The 26,243-nt window shown below is 71.2% G+C and carries 23 protein-coding genes; 8 read left to right on the top strand and 15 right to left on the bottom strand.

Features of this window, described 5'->3' with window-relative positions; genetic code table 11:
* Window positions 1–309 precede the first annotated feature (309 nt).
* The 3 genes from ACIG0D_RS14630 to ACIG0D_RS14620 all read left to right on the top strand — a co-directional run bounded on the left by ACIG0D_RS14630 (window position 310) and on the right by ACIG0D_RS14620 (window position 4,263).
* The gene (locus ACIG0D_RS14630) at window positions 310–1,635 is read left to right on the top strand and encodes a PhoH family protein (protein WP_399800086.1); all 1,326 of its coding nucleotides are present in this window, start codon (window positions 310–312) and stop codon (window positions 1,633–1,635) included.
* A 472-nt stretch (window positions 1,636–2,107) separates the two neighbouring features.
* The gene (locus ACIG0D_RS14625) at window positions 2,108–2,815 is read left to right on the top strand and encodes a transglycosylase SLT domain-containing protein (protein ID WP_365758226.1); all 708 of its coding nucleotides are present in this window, start codon (window positions 2,108–2,110) and stop codon (window positions 2,813–2,815) included.
* Between the two features lie 131 nt (window positions 2,816–2,946).
* A complete protein-coding gene (locus tag ACIG0D_RS14620; protein WP_399800082.1) occupies window positions 2,947–4,263 on the top strand; it encodes an AI-2E family transporter in 1,317 nt (438 codons plus the stop codon).
* Window positions 4,264–4,342: 79 nt separating this feature from the next.
* Here ACIG0D_RS14620 and ACIG0D_RS14615 read toward each other — a convergent pair whose 3' ends face one another.
* Both ACIG0D_RS14615 and ACIG0D_RS14610 read right to left on the bottom strand, forming a co-directional pair.
* Window positions 4,343–4,876 (bottom strand): alkyl hydroperoxide reductase, encoded by a 534-nt coding sequence (locus tag ACIG0D_RS14615; RefSeq protein ID WP_399800079.1) that lies wholly within the window; start codon window positions 4,874–4,876, stop codon window positions 4,343–4,345.
* 3 nt (window positions 4,877–4,879) lie between these two features.
* Window positions 4,880–5,434, bottom strand: a complete 555-nt coding sequence (locus ACIG0D_RS14610) for a peroxiredoxin (protein ID WP_166002055.1) — start codon at window positions 5,432–5,434, stop codon at window positions 4,880–4,882.
* Between the two features lie 164 nt (window positions 5,435–5,598).
* Between ACIG0D_RS14610 and ACIG0D_RS14605 the strand changes: the two genes are divergently transcribed.
* The gene (locus ACIG0D_RS14605; protein WP_399800076.1) at window positions 5,599–6,549 is read left to right on the top strand and encodes a LysR substrate-binding domain-containing protein; all 951 of its coding nucleotides are present in this window, start codon (window positions 5,599–5,601) and stop codon (window positions 6,547–6,549) included.
* 181 nt (window positions 6,550–6,730) lie between these two features.
* On the opposite strand, the gene ACIG0D_RS14600 is transcribed toward ACIG0D_RS14605, so the two are convergent.
* The 5 genes from ACIG0D_RS14600 to ACIG0D_RS14580 all read right to left on the bottom strand — a co-directional run bounded on the left by ACIG0D_RS14600 (window position 6,731) and on the right by ACIG0D_RS14580 (window position 11,548).
* A complete protein-coding gene (locus ACIG0D_RS14600; RefSeq protein WP_399800074.1) occupies window positions 6,731–9,058 on the bottom strand; it encodes an ABC transporter permease in 2,328 nt (775 codons plus the stop codon).
* Window positions 9,055–9,744: an ABC transporter ATP-binding protein gene (locus ACIG0D_RS14595; RefSeq protein ID WP_399800072.1), complete on the bottom strand. Its 690-nt coding sequence runs from the start codon at window positions 9,742–9,744 to the stop codon at window positions 9,055–9,057. The genes ACIG0D_RS14600 and ACIG0D_RS14595 overlap by 4 nt, the downstream gene beginning before the upstream one ends.
* Entirely contained in the window at window positions 9,741–10,268 is a 528-nt protein-coding gene (locus ACIG0D_RS14590; protein ID WP_399800069.1) for a PadR family transcriptional regulator, read from the bottom strand. Before ACIG0D_RS14590 ends, ACIG0D_RS14595 begins: the two co-directional genes overlap by 4 nt.
* Before the next feature lie 75 nt (window positions 10,269–10,343).
* Window positions 10,344–10,616 carry a hypothetical protein gene (locus tag ACIG0D_RS14585; RefSeq protein ID WP_399800066.1) on the bottom strand — a complete coding sequence of 91 codons (273 nt, stop codon included), beginning with the start codon at window positions 10,614–10,616 and terminating at the stop codon, window positions 10,344–10,346.
* Window positions 10,613–11,548, bottom strand: coding sequence for an SPFH domain-containing protein (locus ACIG0D_RS14580; protein ID WP_399800063.1), 936 nt, complete (start codon window positions 11,546–11,548; stop codon window positions 10,613–10,615). The genes ACIG0D_RS14585 and ACIG0D_RS14580 overlap by 4 nt, the downstream gene beginning before the upstream one ends.
* A 269-nt stretch (window positions 11,549–11,817) precedes the next feature.
* Between ACIG0D_RS14580 and ACIG0D_RS14575 the strand changes: the two genes are divergently transcribed.
* The gene (locus ACIG0D_RS14575; RefSeq protein WP_399800060.1) at window positions 11,818–14,142 is read left to right on the top strand and encodes a transglycosylase domain-containing protein; all 2,325 of its coding nucleotides are present in this window, start codon (window positions 11,818–11,820) and stop codon (window positions 14,140–14,142) included.
* 245 nt (window positions 14,143–14,387) lie between these two features.
* Here ACIG0D_RS14575 and ACIG0D_RS14570 read toward each other — a convergent pair whose 3' ends face one another.
* The 4 genes from ACIG0D_RS14570 to ACIG0D_RS14555 all read right to left on the bottom strand — a co-directional run bounded on the left by ACIG0D_RS14570 (window position 14,388) and on the right by ACIG0D_RS14555 (window position 20,704).
* Entirely contained in the window at window positions 14,388–16,511 is a 2,124-nt protein-coding gene (locus tag ACIG0D_RS14570) for a SpoIIE family protein phosphatase (protein WP_399800058.1), read from the bottom strand.
* A 295-nt stretch (window positions 16,512–16,806) separates the two neighbouring features.
* Window positions 16,807–17,499, bottom strand: coding sequence for a DUF402 domain-containing protein (locus ACIG0D_RS14565; RefSeq protein ID WP_399800055.1), 693 nt, complete (start codon window positions 17,497–17,499; stop codon window positions 16,807–16,809).
* A 72-nt stretch (window positions 17,500–17,571) separates the two neighbouring features.
* On the bottom strand, window positions 17,572–18,957 hold the full coding sequence (locus ACIG0D_RS14560) for a class II fumarate hydratase (protein WP_365758202.1): 1,386 nt from the start codon (window positions 18,955–18,957) through the stop codon (window positions 17,572–17,574).
* A gap of 67 nt (window positions 18,958–19,024) precedes the next feature.
* Entirely contained in the window at window positions 19,025–20,704 is a 1,680-nt protein-coding gene (locus ACIG0D_RS14555; protein WP_399800052.1) for a fumarate hydratase, read from the bottom strand.
* 147 nt (window positions 20,705–20,851) lie between these two features.
* On the opposite strand from ACIG0D_RS14555, the gene ACIG0D_RS14550 reads away from it, so the two are divergent.
* Together ACIG0D_RS14550 and ACIG0D_RS14545 are read left to right on the top strand one after the other, a co-directional pair.
* Entirely contained in the window at window positions 20,852–21,535 is a 684-nt protein-coding gene (locus ACIG0D_RS14550; protein WP_399800049.1) for a DUF1707 domain-containing protein, read from the top strand.
* Window positions 21,536–21,664: 129 nt separating this feature from the next.
* Entirely contained in the window at window positions 21,665–22,042 is a 378-nt protein-coding gene (locus ACIG0D_RS14545) for a WhiB family transcriptional regulator (protein WP_365758196.1), read from the top strand.
* A gap of 188 nt (window positions 22,043–22,230) precedes the next feature.
* Here the strand turns inward: ACIG0D_RS14545 and glpX are convergent, their stop codons facing one another.
* Window positions 22,231–23,262, bottom strand: a complete 1,032-nt coding sequence (glpX, locus tag ACIG0D_RS14540; protein WP_365758194.1) for a class II fructose-bisphosphatase — start codon at window positions 23,260–23,262, stop codon at window positions 22,231–22,233.
* A 127-nt stretch (window positions 23,263–23,389) separates the two neighbouring features.
* On the opposite strand from glpX, the gene ACIG0D_RS14535 reads away from it, so the two are divergent.
* Window positions 23,390–23,971, top strand: a complete 582-nt coding sequence (locus tag ACIG0D_RS14535) for a DUF4245 domain-containing protein (RefSeq protein WP_399800045.1) — start codon at window positions 23,390–23,392, stop codon at window positions 23,969–23,971.
* Between the two features lie 88 nt (window positions 23,972–24,059).
* Here ACIG0D_RS14535 and ACIG0D_RS14530 read toward each other — a convergent pair whose 3' ends face one another.
* From ACIG0D_RS14530 to xseA, 3 genes are all read right to left on the bottom strand, one after another.
* A complete protein-coding gene (locus ACIG0D_RS14530) occupies window positions 24,060–24,650 on the bottom strand; it encodes a malonic semialdehyde reductase (protein ID WP_365758190.1) in 591 nt (196 codons plus the stop codon).
* Window positions 24,651–24,783: 133 nt separating this feature from the next.
* Window positions 24,784–25,020, bottom strand: coding sequence for an exodeoxyribonuclease VII small subunit (locus ACIG0D_RS14525; RefSeq protein WP_399800041.1), 237 nt, complete (start codon window positions 25,018–25,020; stop codon window positions 24,784–24,786).
* The gene (gene xseA / locus ACIG0D_RS14520) at window positions 25,017–26,237 is read right to left on the bottom strand and encodes an exodeoxyribonuclease VII large subunit (RefSeq protein WP_365758186.1); all 1,221 of its coding nucleotides are present in this window, start codon (window positions 26,235–26,237) and stop codon (window positions 25,017–25,019) included. The genes ACIG0D_RS14525 and xseA overlap by 4 nt, the downstream gene beginning before the upstream one ends.
* Window positions 26,238–26,243: the final 6 nt, after the last annotated feature.

Below are 26,243 nucleotides of genomic sequence, written 5' to 3'. Positions count from 1 at the left end.
CATGTCACGTGGAGTTCACCGGCGCGCCGTCATATGCCGTGGCATGGCATCGCCTGTTCGAGGGCATAGACCAGACAGGTCGACGCCCGAACCACGGGTGTCGGATCTCAGCGGGCGGCACGGGGTCGTCCGCCCGGGAGGCCCTTTGCACCAGCCCCACCGTGCGGTCTCGGCACGGAAGCAGCGGCGGAGGGCCGGTTTTCGGCCCGTGGTGCACGAGGGCCGGCGACCGGCCTGGATTTCCTCCGCCTCCCGGCCCAGCTTCCACTCCGTCGCTCCCCGACCTCATCCGAGGGGGTACGTCCTTCCGTGGTGACCAGCGCACAGCGCCACAAGCCAGACCGGCGCACCTATGTTCTCGACACCAGCGTCCTGCTGGCCGACCCGAACGCCCTGAGCCGCTTCGACGAGCACGAGGTCGTGCTCCCCGTCGTCGTGGTCACGGAGCTGGAGGCCAAGCGGCACCATCCCGAACTCGGGTACTTCGCCCGGCAGGCCCTGCGCCTGCTCGACGACCTCCGGGTGCGGTACGGCCGTCTCGACGCCCCCATCCCCACCGGGGATCTCGGCGGTACCGTCCGTGTCGAGCTCAACCACTCGGACCCCAGCGTGCTGCCCAGCGGCTACCGCCTGGGGGACAACGACTCCCGCATCCTCGCGGTCGCCCGCAATCTGCAGGCCGAGGGGTTCGACGTCACCGTCGTGTCGAAGGACCTGCCGCTGAGGATCAAGGCGTCCTCCGTCGGGCTCCTCGCCGAGGAGTACCGCGCCGAACTCGCCATCACGGACGCCTCCGGCTGGACCGGGATGTCCGAACTGACCCTGTCGGGCGAGCAGGTCGACATCCTGTTCGAAGAGGGGCACATCCACGTCCCCGAGGCCGCCGGCCTGCCCGTGCACACCGGCCTGACCATCCAGTCCGAGCGCGGCAAGGCGCTCGGCCGGGTGACGCCGGAGGGCAATGTGCGGCTGGTGCGCGGCGACCGGGAGGCGTTCGGCATCAAGGGGCGCAGCGCCGAGCAGCGCATCGCGCTCGACCTGCTGCTCGACCCGGACGTCGGGATCGTCTCGATGGGCGGCCGGGCCGGCACCGGCAAGTCGGCGCTGGCGCTGTGCGCGGGCCTGGAGGCGGTGCTGGAGCGCCGTCAGCACGAGAAGGTGATGGTCTTCCGTCCGCTGTACGCGGTCGGCGGGCAGGAGCTCGGCTATCTGCCCGGCACCGAGGCGGAGAAGATGAGCCCCTGGGCGCAGGCCGTCTTCGACACCCTCTCGGCGGTCACCAGCCGCGAGGTCATCGAGGAGGTCACCGCGCGCGGCATGCTGGAGGTGCTGCCGCTCACCCACATCCGCGGGCGTTCGCTGCACGACGCGTTCGTGATCGTGGACGAGGCCCAGTCGCTGGAGCGGAACGTCCTGCTGACCGTTCTGTCCCGGATCGGGGCGAATTCCCGGGTGGTGCTCACCCACGACGTGGCCCAGCGGGACAACCTCCGGGTCGGACGCTACGACGGTGTCGTGGCCGTCGTGGAGAAGCTGAAGGGACATCCGCTGTTCGCGCATGTCACCCTGACCCGGTCCGAGAGGTCCCAGATCGCCGCACTTGTGACCGAAATGCTGGAGGAAGGGCAGATCTGAGTTTCTTCCGACCTTCTGATCCGTCCGCCCCATCTCGGGGCGATTGAAGGCGAGTTGGCGCCGTCCGGAAAGGCGAAGAGCCTAGCCGGGCGGCGCCTTCGCTTGTGCGGAAACGATGAAATCCCGGCACCCAAACGGGATGTGAGCTTTCACACGCAACTGGGAATTGCCTTGCGGCGTCGCCTTGCGGCAGAGTCTCACTCCTGTCAGGCCCCGCATACGACACACCTGTACCCGTGGGGGTACCGCCCACGCCCTTAAGGCAGTGGGGGAGGTACGGCACAACTTCAGAACCACCCGCTAACTCCATAGCAACCGTCGTATGCCGCCCGCGCACCATGCGGCGCTCCCCGCGAGGGAGTTGCCCACCGGGCCCGCGCCTCCCGTGACCCCGTAGTTGGGGAGGCCAGTGCCAGGGGCACGATTGCGTCCGCCAGGGTCACCGAAGCGGGCGATGCTGGAAGGAAACCGTGTGAGCCGGATTTCGGTCCGGGGATTCGCAGTGGCCTCGGCCACCGCGGTCACCGCAGTCGGAAGCGTCGTCGGCGTTGCCTCGGGCAGCACCGCGCAGAACAACGACGCCGAGGCGGCGGCAACCGACCTGACGCTTCTCGCGGACATCCCCGCGGGCCAGCAGGCCCAGGTGCAGACCGCGTCCCTGACGCAGCAGGCCGACGTACAGGCCATCGCCGCGGACGCGACCGCGAAGAAGGACGCCGAGGAGGCGGCCCGCAAGAAGGCCGCCGAGACCGCGATCGCGAAGAAGGAAGCCGCCGAGAAGGCGGCGCAGGAGGCGAAGGAAGCCAAGGAGCGGGAAGAGGCCGAGCAGAAGGCCAGCCGCGACGCCGCCCGCGCCGACGCCTCGTCCTTCGCCGTCCAGAGCTCGTACTCCATCGCGCAGATCCAGTCGATGGCCCGTCAGATGGTGCCGGGCGACCAGTGGACCTGCTTCAGCAACATCGTGGACCACGAGTCGGACTGGAACTACCGCGCGGTCAACCCCTCTTCCGGCGCCTACGGCCTCTTCCAGGCGCTGCCCGGGTCCAAGATGGCGTCCGCCGGCGCCGACTGGCAGACCAATCCGGCCACCCAGATCAAGTGGGGCCTGAACTACATGAACGAGCGCTACGGCAGCCCCTGCGGCGCCTGGTCGTTCTGGCAGGCCAACCACTGGTACTAGGCCGCGGCCCGTACCCCGCCCGGCTCCGCGCAGCCCCTCGCCGTTCTACGGTGAGGGGCTGTCGCCATGTACGGTCTGTCGGGACGACTCCAGGGAGGAGTGGTGGGGACCGACGGGGGAAGGGGCGGAACATGTCGCGAGTGCCAGGATGGCTGGGCCGGTTGGGCGCCGGCCTGAACCGCATGGGCAGACAGTGGGAGGAACGCCGGGCGGAGGCGGAGCAGAAGCACGCGGACGCCGAGCGTGAGCCGGCCGGGTCGCCCGCGCAGGTGCCACCGCCTCCCGGCTACGCCCCGGCCGTCGCGCCCCGCCCCGATCCGGCGCAGGCCGTGCCGTGGGGCGTCCGGGTCGCCGCCGAGGCCGGCTGGCGGCTGCTGGTGCTGGCCGGCACGGTCTGGGTGCTCATGCGGGTCATCAGCGCCGTCCAGCTGGTGGTGCTGGCGTTCGTCGCCGCGCTGCTGATGACGGCGCTGCTCCAGCCGACCGTCGTCCGGCTGCGGCGTCTCGGGGTGCCGCGCGGGCTCGCCACCGCGCTGGCCGCGCTGCTCGGGTTCGTGGTGATGGGCCTGGTCGGCTGGTTCGTGACCTGGCAGGTCATGGAGAACATCGACGACCTCTCCGACCAGGTCCAGGGCGGCATCGACGAGCTGCGCCGCTGGCTGCTGGCCAGCCCGTTCCACGTCACCGACAAGCAGATCAACGACATCGCGGAGAACCTGCGCGAGGCGGTCGGCGCCAACACCGAGCAGATCACCAGCGCGGGCCTGGAGGGTGTGACGGTCGTCGTCGAGGCGCTCACCGGCATCCTGCTCGCCGTCTTCTCGACGCTGTTCCTGCTCTACGACGGCCGGCGCATCTGGGAGTGGACGCTGAAGCTGGTCCCGGCCGCCGCCCGGCCGGGGGTGGCGGGCGCGGGGCCCCGGGCGTGGCGGACGCTGACCGCGTATGTGCGCGGCACGGTGATAGTGGCCCTGATCGACGCGATCTTCATCGGCCTGGGCATCTACTTCCTGGACGTGCCGATGGCCGTCCCGCTGGCCGTCTTCATCTTCCTGTTCGCGTTCATCCCGCTGGTCGGCGCGGTCGTGTCCGGGGCCCTGGCGGTGGTCGTCGCGCTGGTGACCCAGGGCGTGTTCACGGCCGTGATGACGCTGGCCGTGGTGCTCGCCGTACAGCAGATCGAGGGGCACATCCTCCAGCCGTTCATCCTCGGCCGGGCCGTGCGGGTGCATCCGCTCGCCGTGGTGCTGTCCGTCGCGGCGGGCGGCATGGTGGCCGGGATCGGCGGCGCGGTGGTCGCCGTACCGCTGGTGGCGGTGACGAACACGGTCGTCGGCTATCTGCGGGCATACGCACAGGAGTCCGCGCTACGGCACTCCCCGCCGCCCCACGGGGCCACGGCGAGCGACGCGGCCTCCGGCCTGCCGCCCTCGGAGCCGGACGCCTGACGGGTCCCGCGCACGCCGAAGGCCCCGTCCACCGGTGGGTGGACGGGGCCTTCGGCGCTTCGTCAGCGGGTCGGCCGGGTCACTCGGCCAGGACCGCCTCGGCGTCCAGGGTGACGCCGACCGCCTGGATCACGGAGGCGATCTTGAAGGCCTCCTGGATCACGTCGCGGTCGAGGCCCGCCTTGCGCAGCACCTGCTCGTGCGAGTCCAGGCACATGCCGCAGCCGTTGATCGCGGACACGGCGAACGACCACAGCTCGAAGTCGACCTTGTCGACGCCGGGGTTGCCGATGACGTTCATCCGCAGACCGGCGCGCAGGTTGCCGTACTCGTGGTCCGACAGCAGGTGGCGGGTGCGGTAGAAGACGTTGTTCATCGCCATGATGGCCGCCGCGGACTTGGCCGCGGAGTAGGCCTCCGGCGTGAGGTTCGCCTTCGCCTCCGGCTCCAGCTCACGCAGCACGATCGGGGAGCGCGAGGCGATGGCGGTCGCCAGCACGGTGCCCCACAGCTGCTGGGCGGGAAGCTCGGAGTTGCCGATGACCGAGCCCAGGTTGAGCTTCAGGTCCTTGGCGTAGTCCGGTATACGGGACTTCAGCGCGTCCAGCGACATGCGTCACTCACCAGCCAGCAGCGCGACCGGGTCCAGGGTCTCGTCGCCCTTGTTCCAGTTGCAGGGGCACAGCTCGTCCGTCTGCAGGGCGTCGAGGACCCGCAGGACCTCCTTGGGGTTACGGCCGACGGAGCCGGCGGTCACCATGGTGAACTGGATCTCGTTGTTCTGGTCCACGATGAAGACCGCGCGCTTGGCGAAGCCCTCCTCGTCCTCGATGCCGAGGGCACGCATCAGCTCGTGCTTGGAGTCGGCCATCATCGGGAACGGCAGGTCGCGCAGGTCGTCGTGGTCCTTGCGCCAGGCGTGGTGGACGAACTCGGAGTCGCCGGAGAAGCCGAGGACCTGAGCGTCACGGTCGGCGAACTCGTCGTTCAGCTTGCCGAAGGCCGCGATCTCGGTCGGGCACACGAAGGTGAAGTCCTTGGGCCAGGCGAAGATCACCTTCCACTTGCCCTCGTAGGTCTTGTGGTTGATCTTCTCGAACTCCTTGCCCTTCTCCAGCGAGACGCAGGCGGTCAGTTCGAACTCGGGGAACTTGTCACCGACAGTGAGCACTAGCTCTCCTTGCAGCGCAGCGAAGAAACACCCGCTTTTGACGGGTGTTTCCCATGGGTTGGACGTGCATGATCGTGGCACAGCGCGCATTGATTAGTGAAATAGCTACACTCGGTCGTGTTGATCGGAGGTAGCTATTAGTGACTGTAGGTAACGTGAACCCCATGGGTCATGCCGGCAAGCGCCGCCAGCCCAGTCTCGCCCAGCTCCGGGCCTTCGCCGCCGTCGCCGAGCATCTGCACTTCCGCGACGCCGCAGCGGCGATCGGCATGAGCCAGCCCGCGCTCTCCGGCGCCGTCTCCGCCCTGGAGGAGGTGCTGGGAGTCACCCTCCTCGAGCGTACGACCCGCAAGGTGCTGCTCTCGCCCGCCGGCGAGCGCCTCGCCGTCCGCGCGAAAGCGGTCCTGGAGGAAGTGGGCGCGCTGATGGAGGAGGCCGAGGCGGTGCGGGCGCCGTTCACCGGGGCGCTGCGGCTCGGCGTGATCCCGACCGTCGCGCCGTATCTGCTGCCGACCGTGCTGCGCCTGGTCCACGAGCGCTACCCCGACCTCGACCTCCAGGTCCACGAGGAGCAGACCGCCAACCTCCTCGACGGCCTCACCACCGGCCGGCTCGACCTGCTGCTGCTCGCGGTTCCGCTGGGCGTGCCGGGGGTGGTGGAACTGCCGCTGTTCGACGAGGACTTCGTCCTGGTCACGCCCCTCGACCACGCGCTCGGCGGCCGTGAGGGCATCCCGCGCGAGGCCCTGAAGGAGCTGAACCTGCTGCTGCTGGACGAGGGCCACTGCCTGCGCGACCAGGCCCTCGACATCTGCCGCGAGGCCGGCCGCGAGGACGCCCCCGTGACCACCACCGCGGCCGGCCTGTCCACCCTGGTCCAGCTGGTCGCCGGCGGCCTCGGCTGCACCCTGCTGCCACGCACCGCCCTCAAGGTGGAGACCAGCCGCAGCAACCAGCTCCTCACCGGCTACTTCGCCGACCCCGCCCCCACCCGCCGCATCGCCCTCGCCATGCGAGCGGGCGCGGCACGCGGCGCGGAGTACACGGAACTCGCCTCCGCCCTGCGCGACGCCTTGCGCCCGCTACCGGTACGAGTGCTGGACGAACCAACCTGACGCGCCCCACCCAGGGCGCTGAAGGAGGCGGCCGGGGAGGCCCCACCCAGAGCGCCGGCGGACCCGGGCCAAGGCACCCCGCCCAGGGGCGCGGGGAACTGCGCGATCAACCCCCACCGGCCCGCAGCCGCCCACGGCCCGAGCCACCCCTCTCAGTAGGCACTGGGGCGGCCCGGCGGAGCTACTCCGTGCGCAGGCCCTCCGGACGCATCAGCCGGATCAGCGGCGGCAGGCTGAGCAGAGTCACGGCGAGGACCACGCCCGCGCCCATCCCCGTCATCGCCAGCACGCTCGCCCAGTCCACCCGCACCGCGGTGTCCGTCATCTTCAGCAGCACCGTGCCCAGCGTCAGCCCCACCACGCAGGCCAGCGCGAGACCGAGCGCGATCGGCACCGCCGTCTGCCACAGCACCGACAGACTCAGCGTCCGGCGCCGCGTGCCGAAGGCGACCAGCGAGGACAGCAGCTTGCGGCGTTCACGCAACTGCTCCAGCTGGGAGACGAGCAGACTCGCCCCGATCAGCAGCAGCACACACGTCGCGCCGACGAACAGGCCGGTGCGAATGGCCGCGAACCGGTTGCTCTGCTTGGCGGCCACCCAGGTCATCGGCTCCACGAACGGGTCGATGTCCGCGGCGGTGTTGCGCACGTACTCCCGGGCGTCCGGCACGGACTCGTCCAGCCGCAGATAGAGCTGGCCGGGCACGGCCGCCGCGGCCTCGCGGGGCAGGGCGCTCGGGGTGAGCAGGATGCCGCCGCGCCGGGTGCCGGTGGGGTCCGGGACCGAGCGGGCCCGCTTGATGTCCTCCGGCACGGGCCAGGCGACCGGCTTCGACTCGTCGCCGGACGGGGTGGAGCCGATGTACAGCGTGCCGCCGGGCCGGGCCAGGGCCGGCCCGGCGGTGTCGTACTCGGCGCCCTCCAGGACGAACACGTCGCCGTCCCGGCAGGAGGGCAGCGCGGCCAGCTCCCGCAGGGATCCGCAGTCGCCGACGGCCACCTGCGTGAACCGCTCCGGGTCCTCGGCCCGGTCGCCGAACACGCCCTCGGAGAAGCCGTAGACCCGGGTGACGCCCTCGGTCGCCTCGAAGCGGGCGCGGGCGGCGTCGAGCGAGAGGCCCGCCGGGACGCCGACCTGCATCTGGGCGCGGGTGAGGTCCTGCCCGGTGTTCTTCGTGTAGTCGTCCTCGACGCCCGCGAACAGCATCTGCAGCGCGATCGCCCCGGCCACCGCCACAGCGATGCCGTTGACCATGCGGGCCGCGGAGCCGCTGCTCAACTGGAGCCGCCGTACGGCGAGCTGCCAGGACACCGCACCCGCGCCGAGCCGGGCGACGACCGCCTCGACGATCCACGGCAGCAGCGCGGTCACGCCGACCAGGAGCAGCAGCACACCGCCGGTGACGAGGTACTGGTTGAACTCGCCCTCGTCCCGGCCGTTGCCGATCATCGGGTACAGCATCGCGAGACCCGCCAGCGGCAGCAGCAGCCGCCACCACAGCCGGCGCCGCGCGGGCCGTGCCGTGCGCACCACCCCGAGGGGTTCGATCACCACTCCGCGCAGCGCGACCTGGGTGACCAGCACGGCCGCGGCGGGCACCGCGACGGCGACCAGCAGTGCCAGCAGCGGCGAGGGGTCCAGGTAGCTCGGGAACGCGCTGAACCGGAAGACCTCCACCGATCCGGCCCACTGACGGCCGATCAGGAAGAACCCGGTGCCGAAGACCAGCCCGAGCAGCGCCCCGGCCATCGCCTCGCCCGCGGCCACCCGCCGGGTCATCCGGCTGTCGGAGCCGACCAGCCGCAGCGCCGCGAGCCGCCGGTCGCGGCGCTCGCCGCCGAACCGCACGGCCGTGGCGACGAACACGCCGACCGGCATCAGCAGCACCACGAAGACGACCAGCACCAGCAGGAGCAGCACCGGGTCCATCCGCTCCGACGAGGGCAGCGGATCACCGAACCGCTCGATCCGGGACGCCCCGTCGTCCAGCCGTGCCGCGAGCCCCTCGCCGCCCCGGTAGAAGGCGAGTTCCTGCGAGCCGATCAGCCCGCTCTCCCCGATGGTGCCGACGATCCGCTGCGGCAGCCGGTCGCGCAGCAGCTTCCCCTCGTCCGACTCCAGCAGCCGCTTCAGGGCGGGGGAGACGACCATCTCGTCCACGCCGGGGAGCCTGTCGAGGCCGGGCGGCACGGGAGCGTGCGGCCCCTCCGGCTCCAGCACCCGTCCCCGGATGTCCTTGTCGCGGAAGGATGTACCGGCGTCGGCGACCAGCAGGGTGTCGTCGCCCTTCTCCGGCTCGGTCTGGCTGAACAGGAGGTCCGAGCGGGCGCTCTCCCGGTCGTGCCGTGCCTCCAGCGCGTTCGGGATCGCGGTCGTGAGCAGCAGCAGCGCCACCCCGAGGCCGACTCCGACGGCGGTCAGCAGGGTGCGGATCCACCCCTCCCGCCCGCCGGCGAACGCGAACCGGAACCCGAGGCCCAGGTCCCTCGTCCACTGCCGCAGGTTCATACGATCCGCTCCATGTCCCGCGACCTGCCGTCCCGTACGACGATCTCGCGGTCGGACCAGGCGGCCACCCGCGCCTCGTGGGTGACCAGCACGACCGCCGCGTCGGTGGACCGGGCCGCGTCCGTCAGCAGCTCCATCACGCGCTCGCCGTTGAGGGAGTCGAGGGCGCCGGTCGGCTCGTCGGCGAACAGCACCCTGGGGCTCGTGACCAGCGCCCGCGCCACCGCGACGCGCTGCCCCTGACCGCCGGAGACCTCGCCGGGCCGCTTCTTCGCGATGTCCTCGACCTCCAGCCGGGCCATCCACTCCCGGGCCGTGCGCTCGGCGGTCTTGCGGGGCGTGCCGTTCAGCCGCAGCGGCAGTGCCACGTTCTCCACACAGCTCAGCTCCGGCACCAACTGCCCGAACTGGAAGACGAACCCGAACTCGCTGCGCCGCAGCGCGCTGCGCCCGGCGTCGCTCATGGTGGCCAGCTCGCGTCCGGCGTACGTGATCGATCCCGCGTCGGGGGTGACGATCCCGGCGAGGCAGTGCAGCAAGGTGGACTTGCCGGACCCGGAGGGGCCCATGACGGCGACGACCTCGCCGGGGTGGATGGAGAACTCGGCGCCGTCCAGCGCCGTCGTCGGCCCGTACGTCTTGCGCAGCCCCTCGGCCACGAGCAGGGCACCGGCGGGGGCGCTCACTCGGACACCACCGCCGCGGCCAGCTTGTCGAGACGCGCGGCGGTCAGCTCCAGCCAGCGCAGGTCGGCCTCCAGGTGGAACAGCGCGTGGTCGCAGATGAGCTGGTCGGCGAGGTCGCCCTTGCGCTTGCGGTCGGTGAGGATCCGCATCATGCGCAGGTGTTCGGCGCGCTGGCCGTCGAGGATGTCGGCCGCGTTCCGGTGGGTGAGCAGCGCGAGGACGACCTTGGTGTAGAGGGTCGACTGGAGGTACGGCTCGGGCTTCTCCGGGGTGGCGAGCCACCGTTCGACGTCGGTGATCCCGGCGTCGGTGATCGCGTACCGCTTGCGCTCGGGGCCGCCGCCGGGCTCGATGCCGTCGACTTCGACGAGCCCGTTCTTCAGCAGGCGGGACATCGTCGAGTAGACCTGGCCGTAGTGGAGCGGCCGGTCCTGACCGAATTTCGCGTCGAAGGCGCGCTTGAGGTCGTAGCCGTGGCGGGGGCCGGACTCGAGCAGGCCGAGAAGGGTGTGACCGATGGACATGGCCGCCACTCTACACACCATGTATACGTCGCGTGTATACGCCTTGTGTCTACAACTTGTGTCTACACCTTGTGTCTACGCCTTGGCCTGCTCGTCGTCCGGGCCGTCCCCCGGCCTCTTGGGCGGCCGGCCCCGGCGCGGGATCGGTCCCGCCTCGCCGGGCAGCCGGCCGGCCTCGGCCAGCGCCCGGCGCAGCAGGAACTCGATCTGCGCGTTGGCCGAGCGCAGCTCGTCGCTCGCCCAGCGGGCCAGCGCCTCGTACACCAGCGGGTCGAGCCGCAGCAGCACCTGCTTGCGCTGCTGCTGCGGCCGGCGCCGGGGAGTGGGTCCGTCCGGAGAGTCCGTCACTGGTAGAGCGTCCCGGTGTTGAGGACCGGCTGCGCGGCGCGATCCCCGCACAGCACCACCATCAGGTTGGACACCATCGCCGCCTTCCGTTCGGAGTCGAGTTCCACGATGTCCCGCTCGGCGATCCGGTCCAGCGCCGCCTCGACCATGCCGACCGCGCCGTCCACGATCTGCCGCCGCGCCGCGACCACCGCGCCGGCCTGCTGCCGCTGGAGCATCGCCGAGGCGATCTCGGGGGCGTAGGCGAGGTGCGTGAAGCGGGACTCGACGATCTTCACGCCGGCCGCCTCGACGCGGGCGTGCAGTTCGAGGGCCAGCTTCTCGGTGATCTCCTCGGCGTTGCCGCGCAGCGAGAGGGCGTCCTCGTCGTGGGCGTCGTACGGGTACTCGATGGCGATGTGCCGGACGGCCGCCTCGGTCTGGGTGGCGACGAACTCGATGTAGTCGTCCACCTCGAAGGTGGCCTGCGCGGTGTCCTCGACCTTCCACACCACGACCGCGGCCAGCTCGATCGGGTTGCCGTAGGCGTCGTTGACCTTCAGGACGGCGGTCTCGTGGTTGCGGACCCGCGTCGAGATCTTGGTGCGGGAGGTCAGCGGGTTCACCCAGCGCAGGCCGTCCTGCCGGATCGTGCCCCGGTACCGCCCGAAGAGCTGGACCACGCGGGCCTCGCCCGGCGCCACCATGTTCAGCCCGGACATGGCGATGAAGGAGGCGAGGCCGAGCACGATGCCTCCGATGACCAGCGCGGCCTTGGCGCCGGTCGTCGGGACGGCCGTGGCGGAGAGCACCAGGCCGATGCCGGTGAGCACCCCGAGCAGGCCCAGCAGCAGGGCGAGCCCGCCGCCGATGCTGTGCGCGGTGAACTCCCGGACGCGGGGCTCGGGCATCTCGGGCAGGTCGGCGACGGCCGCGGTCTCGTTTCTGGCCATGGGTGGTCCCCCGTTCTCGTACTGCGTGGCTGCGCAGCGGTGGCTGCGACTGCATAGCTTCGGTCTAGCTAAGTGATAACAGATTACCCCGTCACGGCAACCACAACCCCCTCCCGAGCGTCGGTTCCGTTGGGACGGGTGCTGATTGTCACGTCCAGAAAAGACCGGATCGAACCGACTTGGTCACATAGAGCGGTGTTAGCTTTCAGAGCTGACCTGACGCACGCGACTTGTGTGACAACCGAGAACGAAGCGGAGCAGACGCAGTCATGGGACGAGCGGAAGAGAGACGAGCGCGACAGCGCGGTGGCCGCCGCGCGGCGCCCCGGCGCCGCCGTTCGTCGGGGGCGGCTGGCGCGACCGGCAAGAGCGGCATACGCCGGCTGTTCACCTGGAAGAAGATCCTCGGCACGTTCCTCGGGGTGTGCCTGCTCGGCATCGGCGCGTTCGTCGTGCTCTACCTGATGATCGACATCCCGAAGGGGAACGCCCTCGCCAAGGAGCAGGGCAACGTCTACAAGTACAGCAACGGCAGCACCCTCGCCCGCAAGGGCCTCAACCGTGAGGTCGTCGACCTCGCCGAGGTGCCCAAGCCCGTCCAGAAGGCCTTCGTCGCCGCCGAGAACAAGTCCTTCTACAGCGACTCCGGCGTCGACCTGAAGGGCACCGCCCGCGGTGTCCTCAACACCCTCTCCGGCAAGGGCAAGCAGGGCGGCTCGACGATCACCCAGCAGTACGTCAAGAACTACTACCTCACCCAGGAACAGACGGTCAGCCGCAAGCTCAAGGAACTGGTCATCTCCCTGAAGGTGGACCGCCGGATGTCGAAGGACGAGATCCTCGCGGGCTACATGAACACCAGCTTCTACGGCCGCGACGCCTACGGCATCCAGGCCGCCGCCCAGTCCTACTACCGCGTCGACGCCGCCGACCTCAAGCTCGAACAGGGCGCCTACCTGGCCGCCCTGCTCCAGGCGCCCAACTCCTACGACTGGTCGACCGCCTCGCCGACCGGCAAGAAGCTGGTCCGCGAGCGCTGGGACTACGTCCTCGACAACATGGTCGAGGAGGGCTGGCTCGACGCAGGCGAGCGCGCCGCCATGAAGTTCCCGGTGCCCGAGGACCCCAAGGCCGCCCCCGGCATGGAGGGCCAGAACGGCTACATCGTCGAGGAGGCCAACCGGGAACTCGCCCGGCAGCTGGTCGCCCAGGGCGCCGCCGCCGACATGGAAGAGGCCCTGACCAAGATCAAGCGCGGTGGCTGGACCATCACGGTCAACATCGACAGCAAGAAGCAGAAGCTGCTGGAGAAGGCCGTCAAGGACCAGCTCACCAGCAGGCTCGACCCGAAGAAACGGGACGTCGACGCGGACGTCCAGGCCGGCGCCGTATCCGTCGACCCGAAGACCGGCAAGGTCCTCGCCATGTACGGCGGCACGGACTACGTCGAGCACTACACCAACAACGCCACCCGCGACGACTACCAGCCCGCCTCCACCTTCAAGCCGATGATCCTGGCCGCCGCCCTGGAGGAGGGCGCCACCACCCAGGACGGCACGCCCATCGCCGCCAACACGATCTACGACGGCGACAGCAAGCGCCCGGTCGTGGACAACGGCACCCGGGTCGGCTTCGCCCCGGAGAACGAGGACGACGTCGACTACGGCGACATCACCGTCCAGACGGCGATGAACAAGTCCGTCAACTCCGTCTTCGCGCAGATGGGCGTGGACGTCGGCATGCAGAAGGTGCTCGACGTCGCGGGCGAGCTGGGCATGGACACCGAGGGCCTGGAGGCCGTACCGGCCCAGACCCTCGGCTCGATGGGCGCGAGCCCGCTGGAGATGGCCGGCGCCTACGCCACCCTCGCCAACCACGGCAGGCAGGTCACCCCGGCCCTGCTGAAGTCCGCCGAGCACCGGGCCACCACGGTCGAGCTGCCCGACCCGGTCGGCGAGCAGGTCATCAGCCGCGAGGCCGCCGACACCGTCACCTCGGTCCTCACCGGCGTGGTCGACGACGGTACGGCCCGCCGCTCGGTCCGCGAGAACCCGCTGCGCAACGGCCAGCAGGTCGCCGGCAAGACCGGTACCTCCGACGACAACAAGTCGGCCTGGTTCACCGGCTACACCCCGAACCTGGTCACCTCGGTCGGCCTGTTCGGCGAGGACGACAAGGCCCCGCACCCGCAGGTCCCGATGTACAAGGCGGGCGGCGAGCCCCGGATCAACGGCGGTGGCTTCCCGGCGCAGATCTGGGCCCAGTACACCTTCGGCGCGATGGGCAAGGTCACCAGGTTCGACCTGAACACCACCCAGGGCGCCGCGGTGCAGCCCACCCGGACCGCGACGCCCACCCCGACGCCGACCGAGGAACCGACCACGGAGTCCCCGTCGCCGTCCGCGAGCGTGTCGGAGTCCCCGACGGAGTCTCCCTCGCCGACCCCGAGCCAGACGCCCACCCCGACCCCGACGCCGACCCCGACGAGGACGACGCCCACGACGACTCCGCCGGCGAACGGCGGGGGCGGCAACGGTGGCGGCGGAGGCATCCCGGACAACCCGTTCGACCCGGAAGAAGACGAGGATCAGTAGACAGCCCGCACCCGCCGGACGACGAACGTCGTCACGGCGGGTGCGCGCTGGGGGGTGTCTCGTCGATCAGGCCGGATCAGCGAGCGGCGTCTGGTGCCGTGCATCGCAAGGCGGAGGAGGGAGTCGATGCGATGGGGGTGCCCCCGCGCGAGCGCAGCCGAGCGTGGGGGAGTTGGCGACCGACGACAACGCGGCGAGGCACGGTGCCAGGCGCCGGGAGCCCGGCATGATCGACGAGACACCCCCTAGGTGCGGTTCAGCTCGAACCAGACGACTTTCCCGGTGCTCAGCCGAGTGGCTCCCCACCGCCGGGCCATCCGGTTGACGAGATACAGCCCTCGCCCGCCCTCGTCGGTGGCCCGGGCCTGCCGCAGCCGCGGCAGCTGCGGCACGTCGTCCCCGACCTCGCACCGCAGCACATCGGTCCGCAGCAGCCGCAGCGTGATCGGTCGCGAGGCATACCGCACCGCGTTGGTGACGACCTCGCTGACCAGCAGCTCCACCGAGTCGGTCAGTTCCTCCAGCTCCCACCGGGCCAGCGCCCGCCGGGCCAGCCGCCGGGCCCGGCCGGGCGCGGCGTCCTCCGGGTCCAGGTACCAGTAGGCGACATCACTCGGCGCGATCCCGTCGAACCGCGCCGCGAGCAGCGCGATGTCGTCGTCCCGGTCGCCCGGCCCGAGCATGTCCAGCACCTCGTCGCACAGCGCCTCCAGCGGCGGCGGGTGATCGGGCCCCGTGAGCTGCGCGGTCGCGGCGAGCTTCTCGCGCAGCTGCTCTATGCCGGTCCACACGTCCCGCAGCCGGGACTCCACCAGACCGTCGGTGTAGAGCAGCAGCGTCGCCCCGGCGGGCGCGTCCAGCTCCACGGCCTCGAAGTCGACGCCGCCCACGCCGATCGGGGCGCCCGCGGGCACCCGCAGCACCTCGGCGCGCCCGCCCAGGTGCAGCAGCACGGGCGGGGGATGGCCGGCGTTGGCGATGGTGATGCGGTGCGAGACCGGGTCGTAGACGGCGTACAGGCAGGTCGCCATCCGGTCGGTGCCCAGCCGCTGGGCCTGCTCGTCGAGGTGGTGCAGCACCTCCTGCGGCGGCAGGTCAAGCCCGGCGAGGGTCTGCGCGGTCGTCCGCAGCTGGCCCATGATCGCGGCGGAGGTCATGGAGTGGCCCATGACGTCACCCACCACGAGCGCCACGCGGCTGCCGGGCAGCGGGATCGCGTCGTACCAGTCACCGCCCACCCGCGCGGTCTCCGCTGCGGGCAGATAGCGCGAGGCGAGCCGCACGCCGGTCGGCTGCGGCAGCGTCTCCGGGAGCATGGTGCGCTGCAACTCGTCGGCGATGTACGCCTCACGGCCGTACAGCACCGCCTTGTCGATGCCGAGCGCGCTGTGCGTGGCGAGCTGCGCGGCCACGAGGAGGTCGTCGGCCTCGAAGGCGACGCGCTCGGGCCCGCGCAGGAAGACGGCCGCGCCGATCACCCGGCGGCGCCCGCGCAGCGGCGCGAGGATGGCCCGCTGGCCGCCCGGGACGAGCGACTCGCCGTCCTCGCCGAGAAGTTCGGGCAGCGCGGCACGGGCGGCGGGCGCGTCCGCGAACACCGGACGGACGCCGCGCAGCACCTCGTTGAGGGCGCCGCCGGGGCGGACCTCGCACAGTTCGGCGGTGAGCGCGGACAGTTCGGACGGCTCAGGCTGGAACACGGGCAGGAAACCGCCCTCGGTGTCCCGCTCTTCCGGGATCCGGTCGGTGCGGCGCAGCCGCAGCACAACCGGGCCGGTGGGCCGCTCGTCGCCGACCGGCAGCGGGTCGCGCAGATAGACCAGGATCGCGTCGGAGAAGGTCGGCACGGTCGCCCGGCACAGCCCCATGACGATCTCGTCCAGGTCGATGCCGCGGGCGATCCGCCGGGTCGCGGCGCCCACGAAGCGCAGCCGGTCGCCGTCCCGGCGCATCGGGGTGGGCCGGCCGGGCGGCAGGCCCTGGCCGGTGCGGCGCTCCTGCTCCAGGCCGGGCGGCTGCACCGGGATGGCGTCCGGCGCCGGCGTGGGACGGGGCCGGTGTTCCCCCACGCCCGGCTTCGCCCGCGCGGGAGGTGCCCCCACCGTCTCGTCGGCGGCCGGCTGGGAGTGCTCGGGGCCGGTGCCGTCGGGGACGGGGGCCACCGGCTGACCCGGCGGGCCCGCGGGCGTCTCACCGGCGCCGCGGGCCTGGGCCTGGGCGGCCTGCGGCTGGGGTAACCCGGTGCCGCCGGGGGCGCCGCGCTGTGGCCCCGGGGCACGCAGGAGCGCCCCGCGGGGATCCACGGGGTCGGTGCCCGCCTGGGGGCGCTCGAAGGAGGTCGGCTGCTCCGTCACGCGTGTCGCATCCATCCGTCCGGGGCTGCGCGCCGCGCGTTCCGCGTGCGCCGCTGCAGTTCGTCCCGCAGGAAGGCCGATACCCCGAATACGCGCCTGGGGAACGGATTTCCCGCGTGGTCAGAGGTTGTTCCCGTACCACCCGCGGACCGGCCGCGGCCCGCACGGCCAGTGCGCTCGTACCCCTCGCTCACGTCCTGCCGCCCCTCGGTGACATGTGGTCAGGCCCGTTGCGCGCCCCGGGATTTGCCGCCGCGCGCCCTTGCGGAGGACGATCCTACGTTTCTTGCCCGGGGGCGCATCAAGGGTCTCATGAGGACAGATGCGCGGGCGTGCGATCCCAGTCGTCCGGGAGGACGGGGACGGACCAGGACGGATCCGGGCGCCAGTGCTGCCAGCCGTCCGAGAACGGCGGGCCCCAGGCGCGGATCACCTCCACCGCGTCCCGCCCCGCCGCGCGGACCCGTTCGGCGAGCCGGGCGTCCACCAGGCCGTCCCGCTGGGCCTGCGCGAACTCGTCCTCGTCGCGCCAGTGCCAACTGCGGTCCGGGTGCACGGAGATGTCCAGGAAATGGTCCGTGGAGTCCACGCCGCCGTCCCAACGAGCCAGCGGTTCCTCCAGGTTGACGTACCAGTTCTTGAACCGCCAGCCCGGCTCCCAGAACAGCCACACCGACCACGGCTCACCGGGCCGGGCCAGCTTCAGCACCCCGGTGCCGAACCAGCGGTCGCGCTGCACGGTGCGCGGCTTGGTGTAGCGGGTCTCCAGCGGCTCCAGATGCACGGGAGTGCCGTCGGCGAGCACCGGCTTCACACACTCGGTGCCGGGCGCCATCCAGACGGCCAGCACCTCCTCGTCGTCGCGGACGACGGTGACGGGGCGCGCGATGTGGAAGCGGTCGCCGGCGTTCTCCCGGTACCGCCACAGGATCTGACTCCCGGGCGCCCAGAAGTCCGTCGTCCCGCCCGCTTCCACTTCTCTCACCGCTCCGTCGTCTGCCATGCACAGATATTAGGTGTCACTGTCATACGACGCTGCGGTACGCGTCACGGTTCACACGTGCGGAACCGCTGGTTACGGATGTGTCATCCGCAGCACGTCGAGGGCCTCGTCGAGCTGTTCGACGGTGAGGTCGCCCCGCTCGACGTACCCGCTCTCGAGCACCACCTGCCGGATGGTCTTCCGCTCCGCGAGCGCCTTCTTGGCGACCTTGGCGGCCTCTTCGTAGCCGATGTACTTGTTGAGCGGGGTGACGACGGAGGGCGACGACTCGGCGTACTCGCGGGCCCTTTCGCGGTGCGCGACGATCCCGTCGACGGTCCGGTCGGCGAGCAGCCGCGAGACGTTGGCGAGCAGCCGCACGGACTCCAGCACGTTCTTCGCGATGACCGGCAGCATCACGTTGAGTTCGAAGTTGCCGGCGGCTCCCGCGGCGGCGATGGTGGCGTCGTTGCCCATGACCTGCGCGGCGACCATGAGGGTGGCCTCGGGGATGACCGGGTTGACCTTGCCGGGCATGATCGAGGAGCCCGGCTGGAGGTCGGGCAGGGAGATCTCGGCGAGCCCGGTGCGCGGCCCGGAGGCCATCCACCGCAGATCGTTGGCGATCTTCGTCAGGGACACGGCGATGACCCGCAACTGCCCGCTGGTCTCCACGATCCCGTCCCGGGCGCCCTGCGCCTCGAAGTGGTCGCGGGCCTCGGTCAGCGGCAGCCCGGTGGCCCGGGCGACCTCCTCGATGACGGCGGCGGAGAACCCGGGCGGCGTGTTGATCCCGGTGCCGACGGCGGTCCCGCCGAGCGGGAGTTCGGCGAGCCGGGGGAGGGAGGCCCGCAGCCTCTCCACCCCGTACCGCACCTGGGCGGCGTATCCCGCGAACTCCTGGCCCAGCGTCACCGGCGTCGCGTCCATCAGGTGCGTACGCCCCGACTTCACGACGTCCGCGAACTCCTCCGCCTTGCGGGAGAGGGCGGCGGCGAGATGCTCCAGCGCGGGGATCAGGTCGCGGGTGACGGCGGCGGTGGCGGCGATGTGGATGGAGGACGGGAAGACGTCGTTGGAGGACTGCGAGGCGTTGACGTGGTCGTTGGGGTGCACCGGCTTCCCCAGCCGCTCACTGGCGAGGGTGGCGATGACCTCGTTGGTGTTCATGTTCGACGAGGTCCCGGACCCCGTCTGGAACACGTCCACGGGGAAGTGCTCGTCCCAGCGCCCCTCCGCCACCTCCGCGGCGGCCTCCTGGATGGCCTCCGCGACGTCCTTGTCCACCACTCCCAGCCGGGCGTTCACCTTCGCAGCCGCAGCCTTGATCCGCGCCAGCGCCTCGATGTGCGCCCGCTCGATCCGCTGCCCGGAGATCGGGAAGTTCTCCACCGCCCGCTGCGTCTGCGCCCGCCACTTCGCGTCCGCGGGGACCCGGACCTCGCCCATGGAGTCGTGCTCGATGCGGTATTCGCTCATACCGGCTATAGCGATCGGCGCCGGTGTGATGTTCCGGGGGGCGACGCGCGCCCCCCGGAAGGGGCAACTAGGCCAGGCCCGGCCCCCGCACCGGGATGTGCGTGAACGTCGGCTCCGGGGCCGGGTTCTGGAAGAAGTCGTTGCCCTTGTCGTCGACGACGATGAACGCGGGGAAGTCCTCGACCTCGATCTTCCAGACCGCCTCCATCCCCAGCTCCTCGTATTCGATGACCTCGACCTTCTTGATGCAGTCCTGGGCGAGGCGAGCCGCGGGGCCGCCGATGGACCCGAGGTAGAACCCGCCGTGCGCGGCGCACGCGTCGGTGACCTGCTTCGACCGGTTGCCCTTGGCCAGCATCACCTTCGAGCCGCCCGCCGCCTGGAACTGCTCGACGTACGAGTCCATACGGCCCGCCGTCGTCGGACCGAAGGACCCCGACGCGTACCCCTCGGGCGTCTTCGCGGGCCCGGCGTAGTACACCGGGTGGTCCTTCAGGTACTGCGGCATCTCCTCGCCCGCGTCCAGCCGCTCCTTGATCTTGGCGTGGGCGATGTCCCGCGCCACAACCAGCGGCCCGGACAGCGACAGCCGCGTCTTGACCGGGTACTTCGTCAGCTCGGCGAGGATGTCGTCCATCGGCTGGTTGAGGTCGATCCTGACGACGTCACCGGCCTCCTCCAGCTGCGCGTCCGTCGTGTCCGGCAGGAACCGCGCCGGGTCGGTCTCCAGCTGCTCCAGGAACACGCCCTCGGCGGTGATCTTCGCGACGGCCTGCCGGTCGGCGGAGCACGACACCGCGATCGCCACCGGGCAGGACGCGCCGTGCCGCGGCAGTCGCACCACGCGCACGTCGTGGCAGAAGTACTTGCCGCCGAACTGCGCCCCGATGCCGATCTTCTGCGTCAGCTCGAAGACCTTCTCCTCCAGCTCCTTGTCCCGGAAGCCGTGCCCGAGCGGCGAACCCTCGGTCGGGATCTCGTCCAGGTAGTGGGCGGAGGCGTACTTGGCGGTCTTCAGCGCGTACTCCGCCGACGTACCGCCGACGACGATCGCCAGGTGGTACGGCGGGCACGCGGCCGTGCCCAGCGAGCGGATCTTCTCCTCCAGGAACTTCATCATGGAGGCCTCGTTCAGGACGGCCTTCGTCTCCTGGTACAGGAACGACTTGTTGGCGGAGCCGCCGCCCTTCGCCATGAACAGGAACTTGTAGGCGCCGCCGTCCGTCGCGTACAGCTCGATCTGCGCGGGCAGGTTGGAGCCGGTGTTCTTCTCCTCCCACATGGTGAGCGGAGCCATCTGCGAGTACCGCAGGTTGAGCTTGGTGTAGGCGTCGTAGATGCCGCGCGACAGGGCCTCCTCGTCGCGGCCCTCGGTCAGCACGTTCTGCCCGCGCTTGCCCATGACGATCGCCGTGCCGGTGTCCTGGCACATCGGCAGCACGCCCGCCGCCGCGATGTTCGCGTTCTTCAGCAGGTCCAGCGCCACGAACTTGTCGTTGCTCGACGCCTCGGGGTCGTCGATGATCCGTCGCAGCTGCGCCAGGTGGGCCGGCCGCAGATAGTGCTGGATGTCGTGGATCGCCTCCTCGGCCAGCTTCCGCAGCGCCTCCGGCTCCACCTTCAGGAACGTCCGCCCGTCCGGTCCCTCGACCGTGGACACGCCCTCGGAGGTCACCAGCCGGTACGGGGTGGTGTCCTCTCCCATGGGGAGCAGATCGGTGTACGCGAACTCAGGCATCTCGCCCATTCCTCACTCACGACAGACAGCGGCTGGCATCCATTGGCAGCGCCCCCCAGCGTAGAACCTGCCTCTGACGGCGAGCCTGTGAGGTAAGGCTCAGTTCCCGGCCCGGCGGGGCTATCGCGATCTATCGTGTTTCGCTACGCTGCTGCCGTGGACCTTCAGAAGCAGACCGCGCCCGCCTCCGAACTCCGCGCCTCCGACGCCGACCGCGACCGCGTCGCGGACCTCCTCGGCCAGGCCCTCGGCGAGGGCCGCCTCACCGCCGACGAGCACGCCGAGCGGATCGAGGAGGCCTTCCGGGCCCGTACGGTCGGCGAGCTGGAACCGCTGGTCCGCGACCTGCCCGGCCCGCACCGGCAGCGAGCGGCCACGCCGGCGTACGGCCACGCGCCGGACCGCCCCACCGCCGCCCTGCCGCCCGACCCGGACGAGAACGTGGTCGCGGTGTTCAGCGGCGCGATGCGCAAGGGCCGCTGGCGCGCCGGGCGCCGGATCCACGCGTACGCGATCTTCGGCAGTGTGGAGATCGACCTCAGCGAGGCGCTGTTCGAGTACCAGCAGGTGGTGGTGAAGGCCTTCTCGCTCTGCGGGCACGTCGAGGTCACCGTCCCGGAGAACGTCTCGCTGCGCGGCACCGGCGGTGGCGTCCTCGGCCAGTTCGAGGTGGACTCGCTGGACGCGGAGGACCCGAACGCGCCGGTCGTCTACGTCGACGGCTGGTCGGTCCTCGGGAACGTGGAGGCCCGCCCCCGGCGGGGACGGACCGTCGCGGACATCCTCGACCGCGTCCGGCGCACGGCCGACCGGGGTCTGCGGGGCCGCCAGGACCGCTGACGGTCGTGCGTCGGCGCTCGTCACGGGCGACCGACCCGGCGGTCGGGGACTCCCTGCATAGGCGCGCGTACAGCGGGTAGACCTTGCTGCATCGTCTCTCGCTCGCGAAGCCGTCGTCAGGAGTAGACCGTGCTGCAACCGCCGCATTCGTCCCTGCAGGTAGCTGCCGTTCCGGCCCCGCGGGTGCCAGCGCGAGACAGGGATCAAGACGCCCCCTGGCACACCGAGGCGGTGTGCCGACGCGACGAGGCCGGACTGTTCTTCGCCCCCTCCAAGGAGCCCACCGCCGCGCGCCTGTCGCGCGAGGAGGCGGCGAAACGCGTCTGCGCGCGCTGTCCGGTGATGGTCGAGTGCCGCGAGCACGCCCTCCTCCAGCCCGAGCCCTACGGCGTCTGGGGCGGCCTCACCGCCGCCGAACGCCGCGTCGTCCTGGCCCGACGCCGCCGCCGCGACCTGGAACTGAAGAAGGCGGCGAGGGCGGCGAACCACATAGCGGCGGCGGGCTGACCGCCCGAACACGCGAAACGGCGCCCCCTCCGCACAGGGGGCGCCGTTTTCTTTCCGCACGGGGGGGCTGTCCTGAACGCCGGGCGGGATGTCCCACCTATAGGGGCGCGGGGAACTGCGCGAGACCCCCCACGACCCCGCACCCGCCGACGCTCCGCGCCACCCCCTCAGAAGGTGCCCGAAAGCCGCTACTTCGCCCGGTCGAAATCGATCGCGCTGTACGCCCGCAGCTTGCTCAACCGGTGCTCCGAGTCGATCCGCCGCACCGTCCCCGACTTCGACCGCATCACGATCGAGTCGGTCGTCGCCGTCTCCGACCGGTACCGCACCCCGCGCAGCAGCTCACCGTCGGTGATGCCGGTGGCGACGAAGAACACGTTCTCCCCGGTCACCAGGTCCTCGGTCGTCAGCACGCGGTCGAGATCGTGCCCCGCGTCGATCGCCCGCTGCTTCTCCTCGTCGTCCTTCGGCCACAGCTTGCCCTGGATGGTGCCGCCGAGGCACTTCACCGCACAGGCCGAGATGATGCCCTCCGGCGTACCGCCGATGCCGAGCAGCAGGTCCACGCCCGTGCCCTCGCGCAGCGCCAGGATGGAGCCGGCGACGTCGCCGTCCGAGATCAGCTTGATGCGCGCCCCGGTCTCCCGGATCTCCTGGATGATCCCCTCGTGCCGCGGCCGGTCGAGGATGACGACCGTCACGTCCTCCGGCGTGGACCGCTTGGCCTTGGCGACCCGGCGGATGTTGACCGACACCGGCGCGTCGATGTCGACGAAGTCGGCCGCCTCGGGGCCGGTGACCAGCTTGTCCATGTAGAACACGGCGGACGGGTCGAACATGGACCCGCGCTCCGCCGCCGCCAGCACGGCGATCGCGTTCGGCATGCCCTTGGCGGTCAGGGTGGTCCCGTCGATCGGGTCGACGGCGATGTCGCACTCGGGACCGGTGCCGTCGCCGACCCGCTCCCCGTTGAAGAGCATCGGCGCCTCGTCCTTCTCGCCCTCCCCGATGACGACGACGCCGTTCATGGAGACGGTGGAGACGAGGGTCCGCATGGCGCGCACCGCGGCACCGTCGGCGCCGTTCTTGTCGCCGCGTCCCACCCAGCGGCCGGCGGCCATCGCCGCGGCCTCGGTCACGCGGACGAGTTCCAGGGCGAGGTTGCGGTCGGGGGCCTCGGAGGGGACATCGAGCTCGGACGGCAGATGATGCTCGGTCATCGGAGCGCACCTTTCTGATACGACGACGGCCGGATGAGGGTCTTGGCCATGACTCTATCCTCGGGCAGACAAAATGAGCAGGGCACCCCACGGATGAGCGGACCAGGGCACCTGCGACGATAGAGATGTGGCAGGTACGAACGGCAAGCAGAAGACGGCCCGGAGCATGGTGCTCTCCCTGGGCGTGACCTTGCTCGCGGGAGGGGTCATGTACCTCTTCATCCCGCATGACGACAGCGAACCGGAGCTGAAGCCGGTCGACTACCGCGTCGAGCTGCTCACGGCCCGCCGTGCGGCGCCCTACCCGGTGGCCGCGCCGGGGGGCCTGCCGGAGGGCTGGAAGGCGACGTCCGTGCGGTTCCAGGGCGCCGAGAACGACACCTGGCACCTGGGCTTCCACACGCCCGACGGCCAGTACGTCCAGGTCAAGCAGTCCACCGAGAAGCCGTCGCGGTTCATCGACGAGGCGACCAAGGGCGCCCACGCGACCAAGGCCACCGAGGAGATCGCCGGCCGCACCTGGACGCGCTGGACCGGCGGCCGCTACGACGCGCTGGTGCTGACGGCCGACGAGGCGGGCAAGACGGGTAAGGCCGGTAAGACGGACAAGGCGGCCGAGGCGGGCGCCGAGGGTGCGACGACCGTGGTGGCGGGGACGGGCTCCTTCGCCCAGCTCAAGCAGATGGCGGCGGCGCTGAAGCTGGCGTGAGCCGCTGCGGCGTGAGCCGTCGACGGAACGCGAAAGGGCCCCGGCGAGTGCCGGGGCCCTTTTCGGGTCCGCGGGGGTGCGGCGGACCTCAGACGGTCGTGACGACCTGCTCGTACGACAGGCGCGGCGAGCGCGGGAACCAGGCGTCCGGGCCCGGCTTGCCGATGTTGACCACCATCAGCGGGGTGTGGTCGTCGTCCAGGAACTCCTTGCGGACGCCCTCGAAGTCCAGGCCGGTCATCGGGCCGGCGGCGAGGCCGGCGGCGCGGACGCCGATGATGAAGTACGCGGCCTGGAGGGCGGCGTTCAGCGCGGCGGCGTTCTCCCGCACCGGGCGCTCGGCGAAGAAGACGTCCTTGGCCTGCGGGAAGTGCGGGAACAGCGCGGGCAGCTCCTCGTGGAACTCGTTGTCCGCGGAGAGGATCGCCACCAGCGGGGCGGCGGCCGTCTTCGGCTGGTTGCCCTCGGCCATGTGCTTCACCAGGCGCTCGCGGGCCTCGGCGGAGCGGACCAGGGTGATGCGCAGCGGGGACTGGTTGAACGCGGTCGGGCCGTACTTGACCAGGTCGTAGATCGCCTGGACCTGCTCGTCGGTCACCGGCTCGTCGGTGAAGGTGTTCGCGGTGCGGGCCTCACGGAAGAGCAGGTCCTGGGCGGCGGGGTCAAGAACGAGGGACATGGTTGAACCTTTTCCACGGGTGGTGCTGAACGACGACGACCTTACGACGTTGAAGTTCAACGTTCAATCAAAAGGGGAGCGTGGTGATCCGCTTCACAGCCCGCACCGTGAATCCCCGGCGCCCGCCGCCGGGCTACTCCCGCTCGGCCTCGGCCTCCTCCACCGCGGCCTCCTCGGCCAGCGCCGCGTCCAGCCGCGCCCGCGCCCCCTCCAGCCAGCGCCGGCACACCTTGGCCAGCTCCTCGCCGCGCTCCCAGAGCGCCAGGGACTCCTCCAGCGTCGTCCCGCCGGCCTCCAGCCGTCGTACGACCTCGATCAACTCGTCCCGGGCCTGCTCGTACCCGAGCGCCTCATCCACCTTGCTGGTCATCCACCCACCCTAGGTTCGACTCGTACGGAGAACTCGCCCTCGGCCACCCGCGCGCGCAGCGGCTCGTCCGCCGAGACCTCGCCGGGATCGCGGACCACATGCCCGTCGGCCTTCTGCAGCACGGCATACCCCCGCTGGAGCGTGGCCGCGGGCGAGAGGGCCACCACGCGCGCGTGGGTATGGGTCAGCTCGGACTCCGCGCGGTCCAGGAGGTGGCCCAGGCAGCGGCGGCCCCGCTCGGCCAGCGAGTCCACCAGGTCGGCGCGCTCGTCGATCATCCGGTGCGGATTCTGTATCGCCGGCCGGGCCAGCGCGTGCGCCAGGCCGCGCTCCTCCCGGTCGACGAAGGCCTCCACGCAGCGCAGCGCGCGGTTGCGCAGCTGCCGCACCCGCTCCAGCTCCTCACCGACGTCCGGCACGACCTTCTTGGCCGCGTCGGTCGGGGTGGAGGCGCGCAGGTCCGCCACGTAGTCCAGCAGCGGGTTGTCGGGTTCGTGGCCGATCGCCGACACCACCGGCGTCCGGCACGCGGCCACCGCGCGCACCAGCTGCTCGTCGGAGAACGGCAGCAGGTCCTCCACGCTGCCGCCGCCGCGCGCGATGACGATCACGTCCACGTCGTCGATCTCGTCGAGTTCCTTCACCGCCTGCACGACCTGCGGCACGGCGTGCACGCCCTGCACGGCGACGTTGCGCACCTCGAAGCGGACGTGCGGCCAGCGGTGCCGGGCGTTCTCCAGCACGTCCCGCTCCGCCGCCGACGCCCGGCCGCAGACCAGGCCGATCAGCTGCGGCAGGAACGGCAGCGGCTTCTTCCGCTCCGGCGCGAACAGACCCTCGCCCGCCAGCGCCTTCTTCAGCTGCTCCAGCCGTGCCAGCAGCTCGCCGACGCCCACCGGCCTTATCTCCGCCGCGCGCAGCGAGAGCTGCCCCCGCGGGGCGTACCACTCCGGCTTCGCGAGCACGATCACCCGCGCGCCCTCGCTCACCACGTCGGCCACCGCGTCGAACACCTGTCGGTAGCAGGTCACGCTCACCGAGATGTCGTACGACGGGTCCCGCAGCGTCAGGAACACCACGCCGGCGCCCGGCCGCCGGGACAACTGGGTGATCTGCCCCTCGACCCACACCGCGCCGAGCCGGTCGATCCAGCCCCCGATGAGCCGCGACACCTCACCGACGGGGAGCGGGGATTCCGGGGACGTGTTGACAGCCATGCTCGT

Source organism: Streptomyces sp. NPDC052773 (assembly GCF_044547145.1).
Classification (GTDB): domain Bacteria; phylum Actinomycetota; class Actinomycetes; order Streptomycetales; family Streptomycetaceae; genus Streptomyces.
The sequence above is the reverse complement of the archived record's forward strand: the minus strand, read 5'-3'. Positions and strand labels throughout refer to the sequence as shown.

Bases quoted from the DNA above. Each gene is read 5' to 3' on its own strand.
- ACIG0D_RS14620 (WP_399800082.1), top strand. From the start codon at position 2,947: ATGTCGCGAGTGCCAGGATGGCTGGGCCGGTTGGGCGCCGGCCTGAAC.
- ACIG0D_RS14615 (WP_399800079.1), bottom strand. From the start codon at position 4,876: ATGTCGCTGGACGCGCTGAAGTCCCGTATACCGGACTACGCCAAGGAC.
- ACIG0D_RS14605 (WP_399800076.1), top strand. From the start codon at position 5,599: ATGGGTCATGCCGGCAAGCGCCGCCAGCCCAGTCTCGCCCAGCTCCGG.
- ACIG0D_RS14600 (WP_399800074.1), bottom strand. From the start codon at position 9,058: ATGAACCTGCGGCAGTGGACGAGGGACCTGGGCCTCGGGTTCCGGTTC.
- ACIG0D_RS14590 (WP_399800069.1), bottom strand. From the start codon at position 10,268: ATGTCCATCGGTCACACCCTTCTCGGCCTGCTCGAGTCCGGCCCCCGC.
- ACIG0D_RS14580 (WP_399800063.1), bottom strand. From the start codon at position 11,548: ATGGCCAGAAACGAGACCGCGGCCGTCGCCGACCTGCCCGAGATGCCC.
- ACIG0D_RS14575 (WP_399800060.1), top strand. From the start codon at position 11,818: ATGGGACGAGCGGAAGAGAGACGAGCGCGACAGCGCGGTGGCCGCCGC.
- ACIG0D_RS14570 (WP_399800058.1), bottom strand. From the start codon at position 16,511: ATGGATGCGACACGCGTGACGGAGCAGCCGACCTCCTTCGAGCGCCCC.
- ACIG0D_RS14565 (WP_399800055.1), bottom strand. From the start codon at position 17,499: ATGGCAGACGACGGAGCGGTGAGAGAAGTGGAAGCGGGCGGGACGACG.
- ACIG0D_RS14560 (WP_365758202.1), bottom strand. From the start codon at position 18,957: ATGAGCGAATACCGCATCGAGCACGACTCCATGGGCGAGGTCCGGGTC.
- ACIG0D_RS14555 (WP_399800052.1), bottom strand. From the start codon at position 20,704: ATGGGCGAGATGCCTGAGTTCGCGTACACCGATCTGCTCCCCATGGGA.
- glpX (WP_365758194.1), bottom strand. From the start codon at position 23,262: ATGACCGAGCATCATCTGCCGTCCGAGCTCGATGTCCCCTCCGAGGCC.
- ACIG0D_RS14530 (WP_365758190.1), bottom strand. From the start codon at position 24,650: ATGTCCCTCGTTCTTGACCCCGCCGCCCAGGACCTGCTCTTCCGTGAG.
- ACIG0D_RS14525 (WP_399800041.1), bottom strand. From the start codon at position 25,020: ATGACCAGCAAGGTGGATGAGGCGCTCGGGTACGAGCAGGCCCGGGAC.
- xseA (WP_365758186.1), bottom strand. From the start codon at position 26,237: ATGGCTGTCAACACGTCCCCGGAATCCCCGCTCCCCGTCGGTGAGGTG.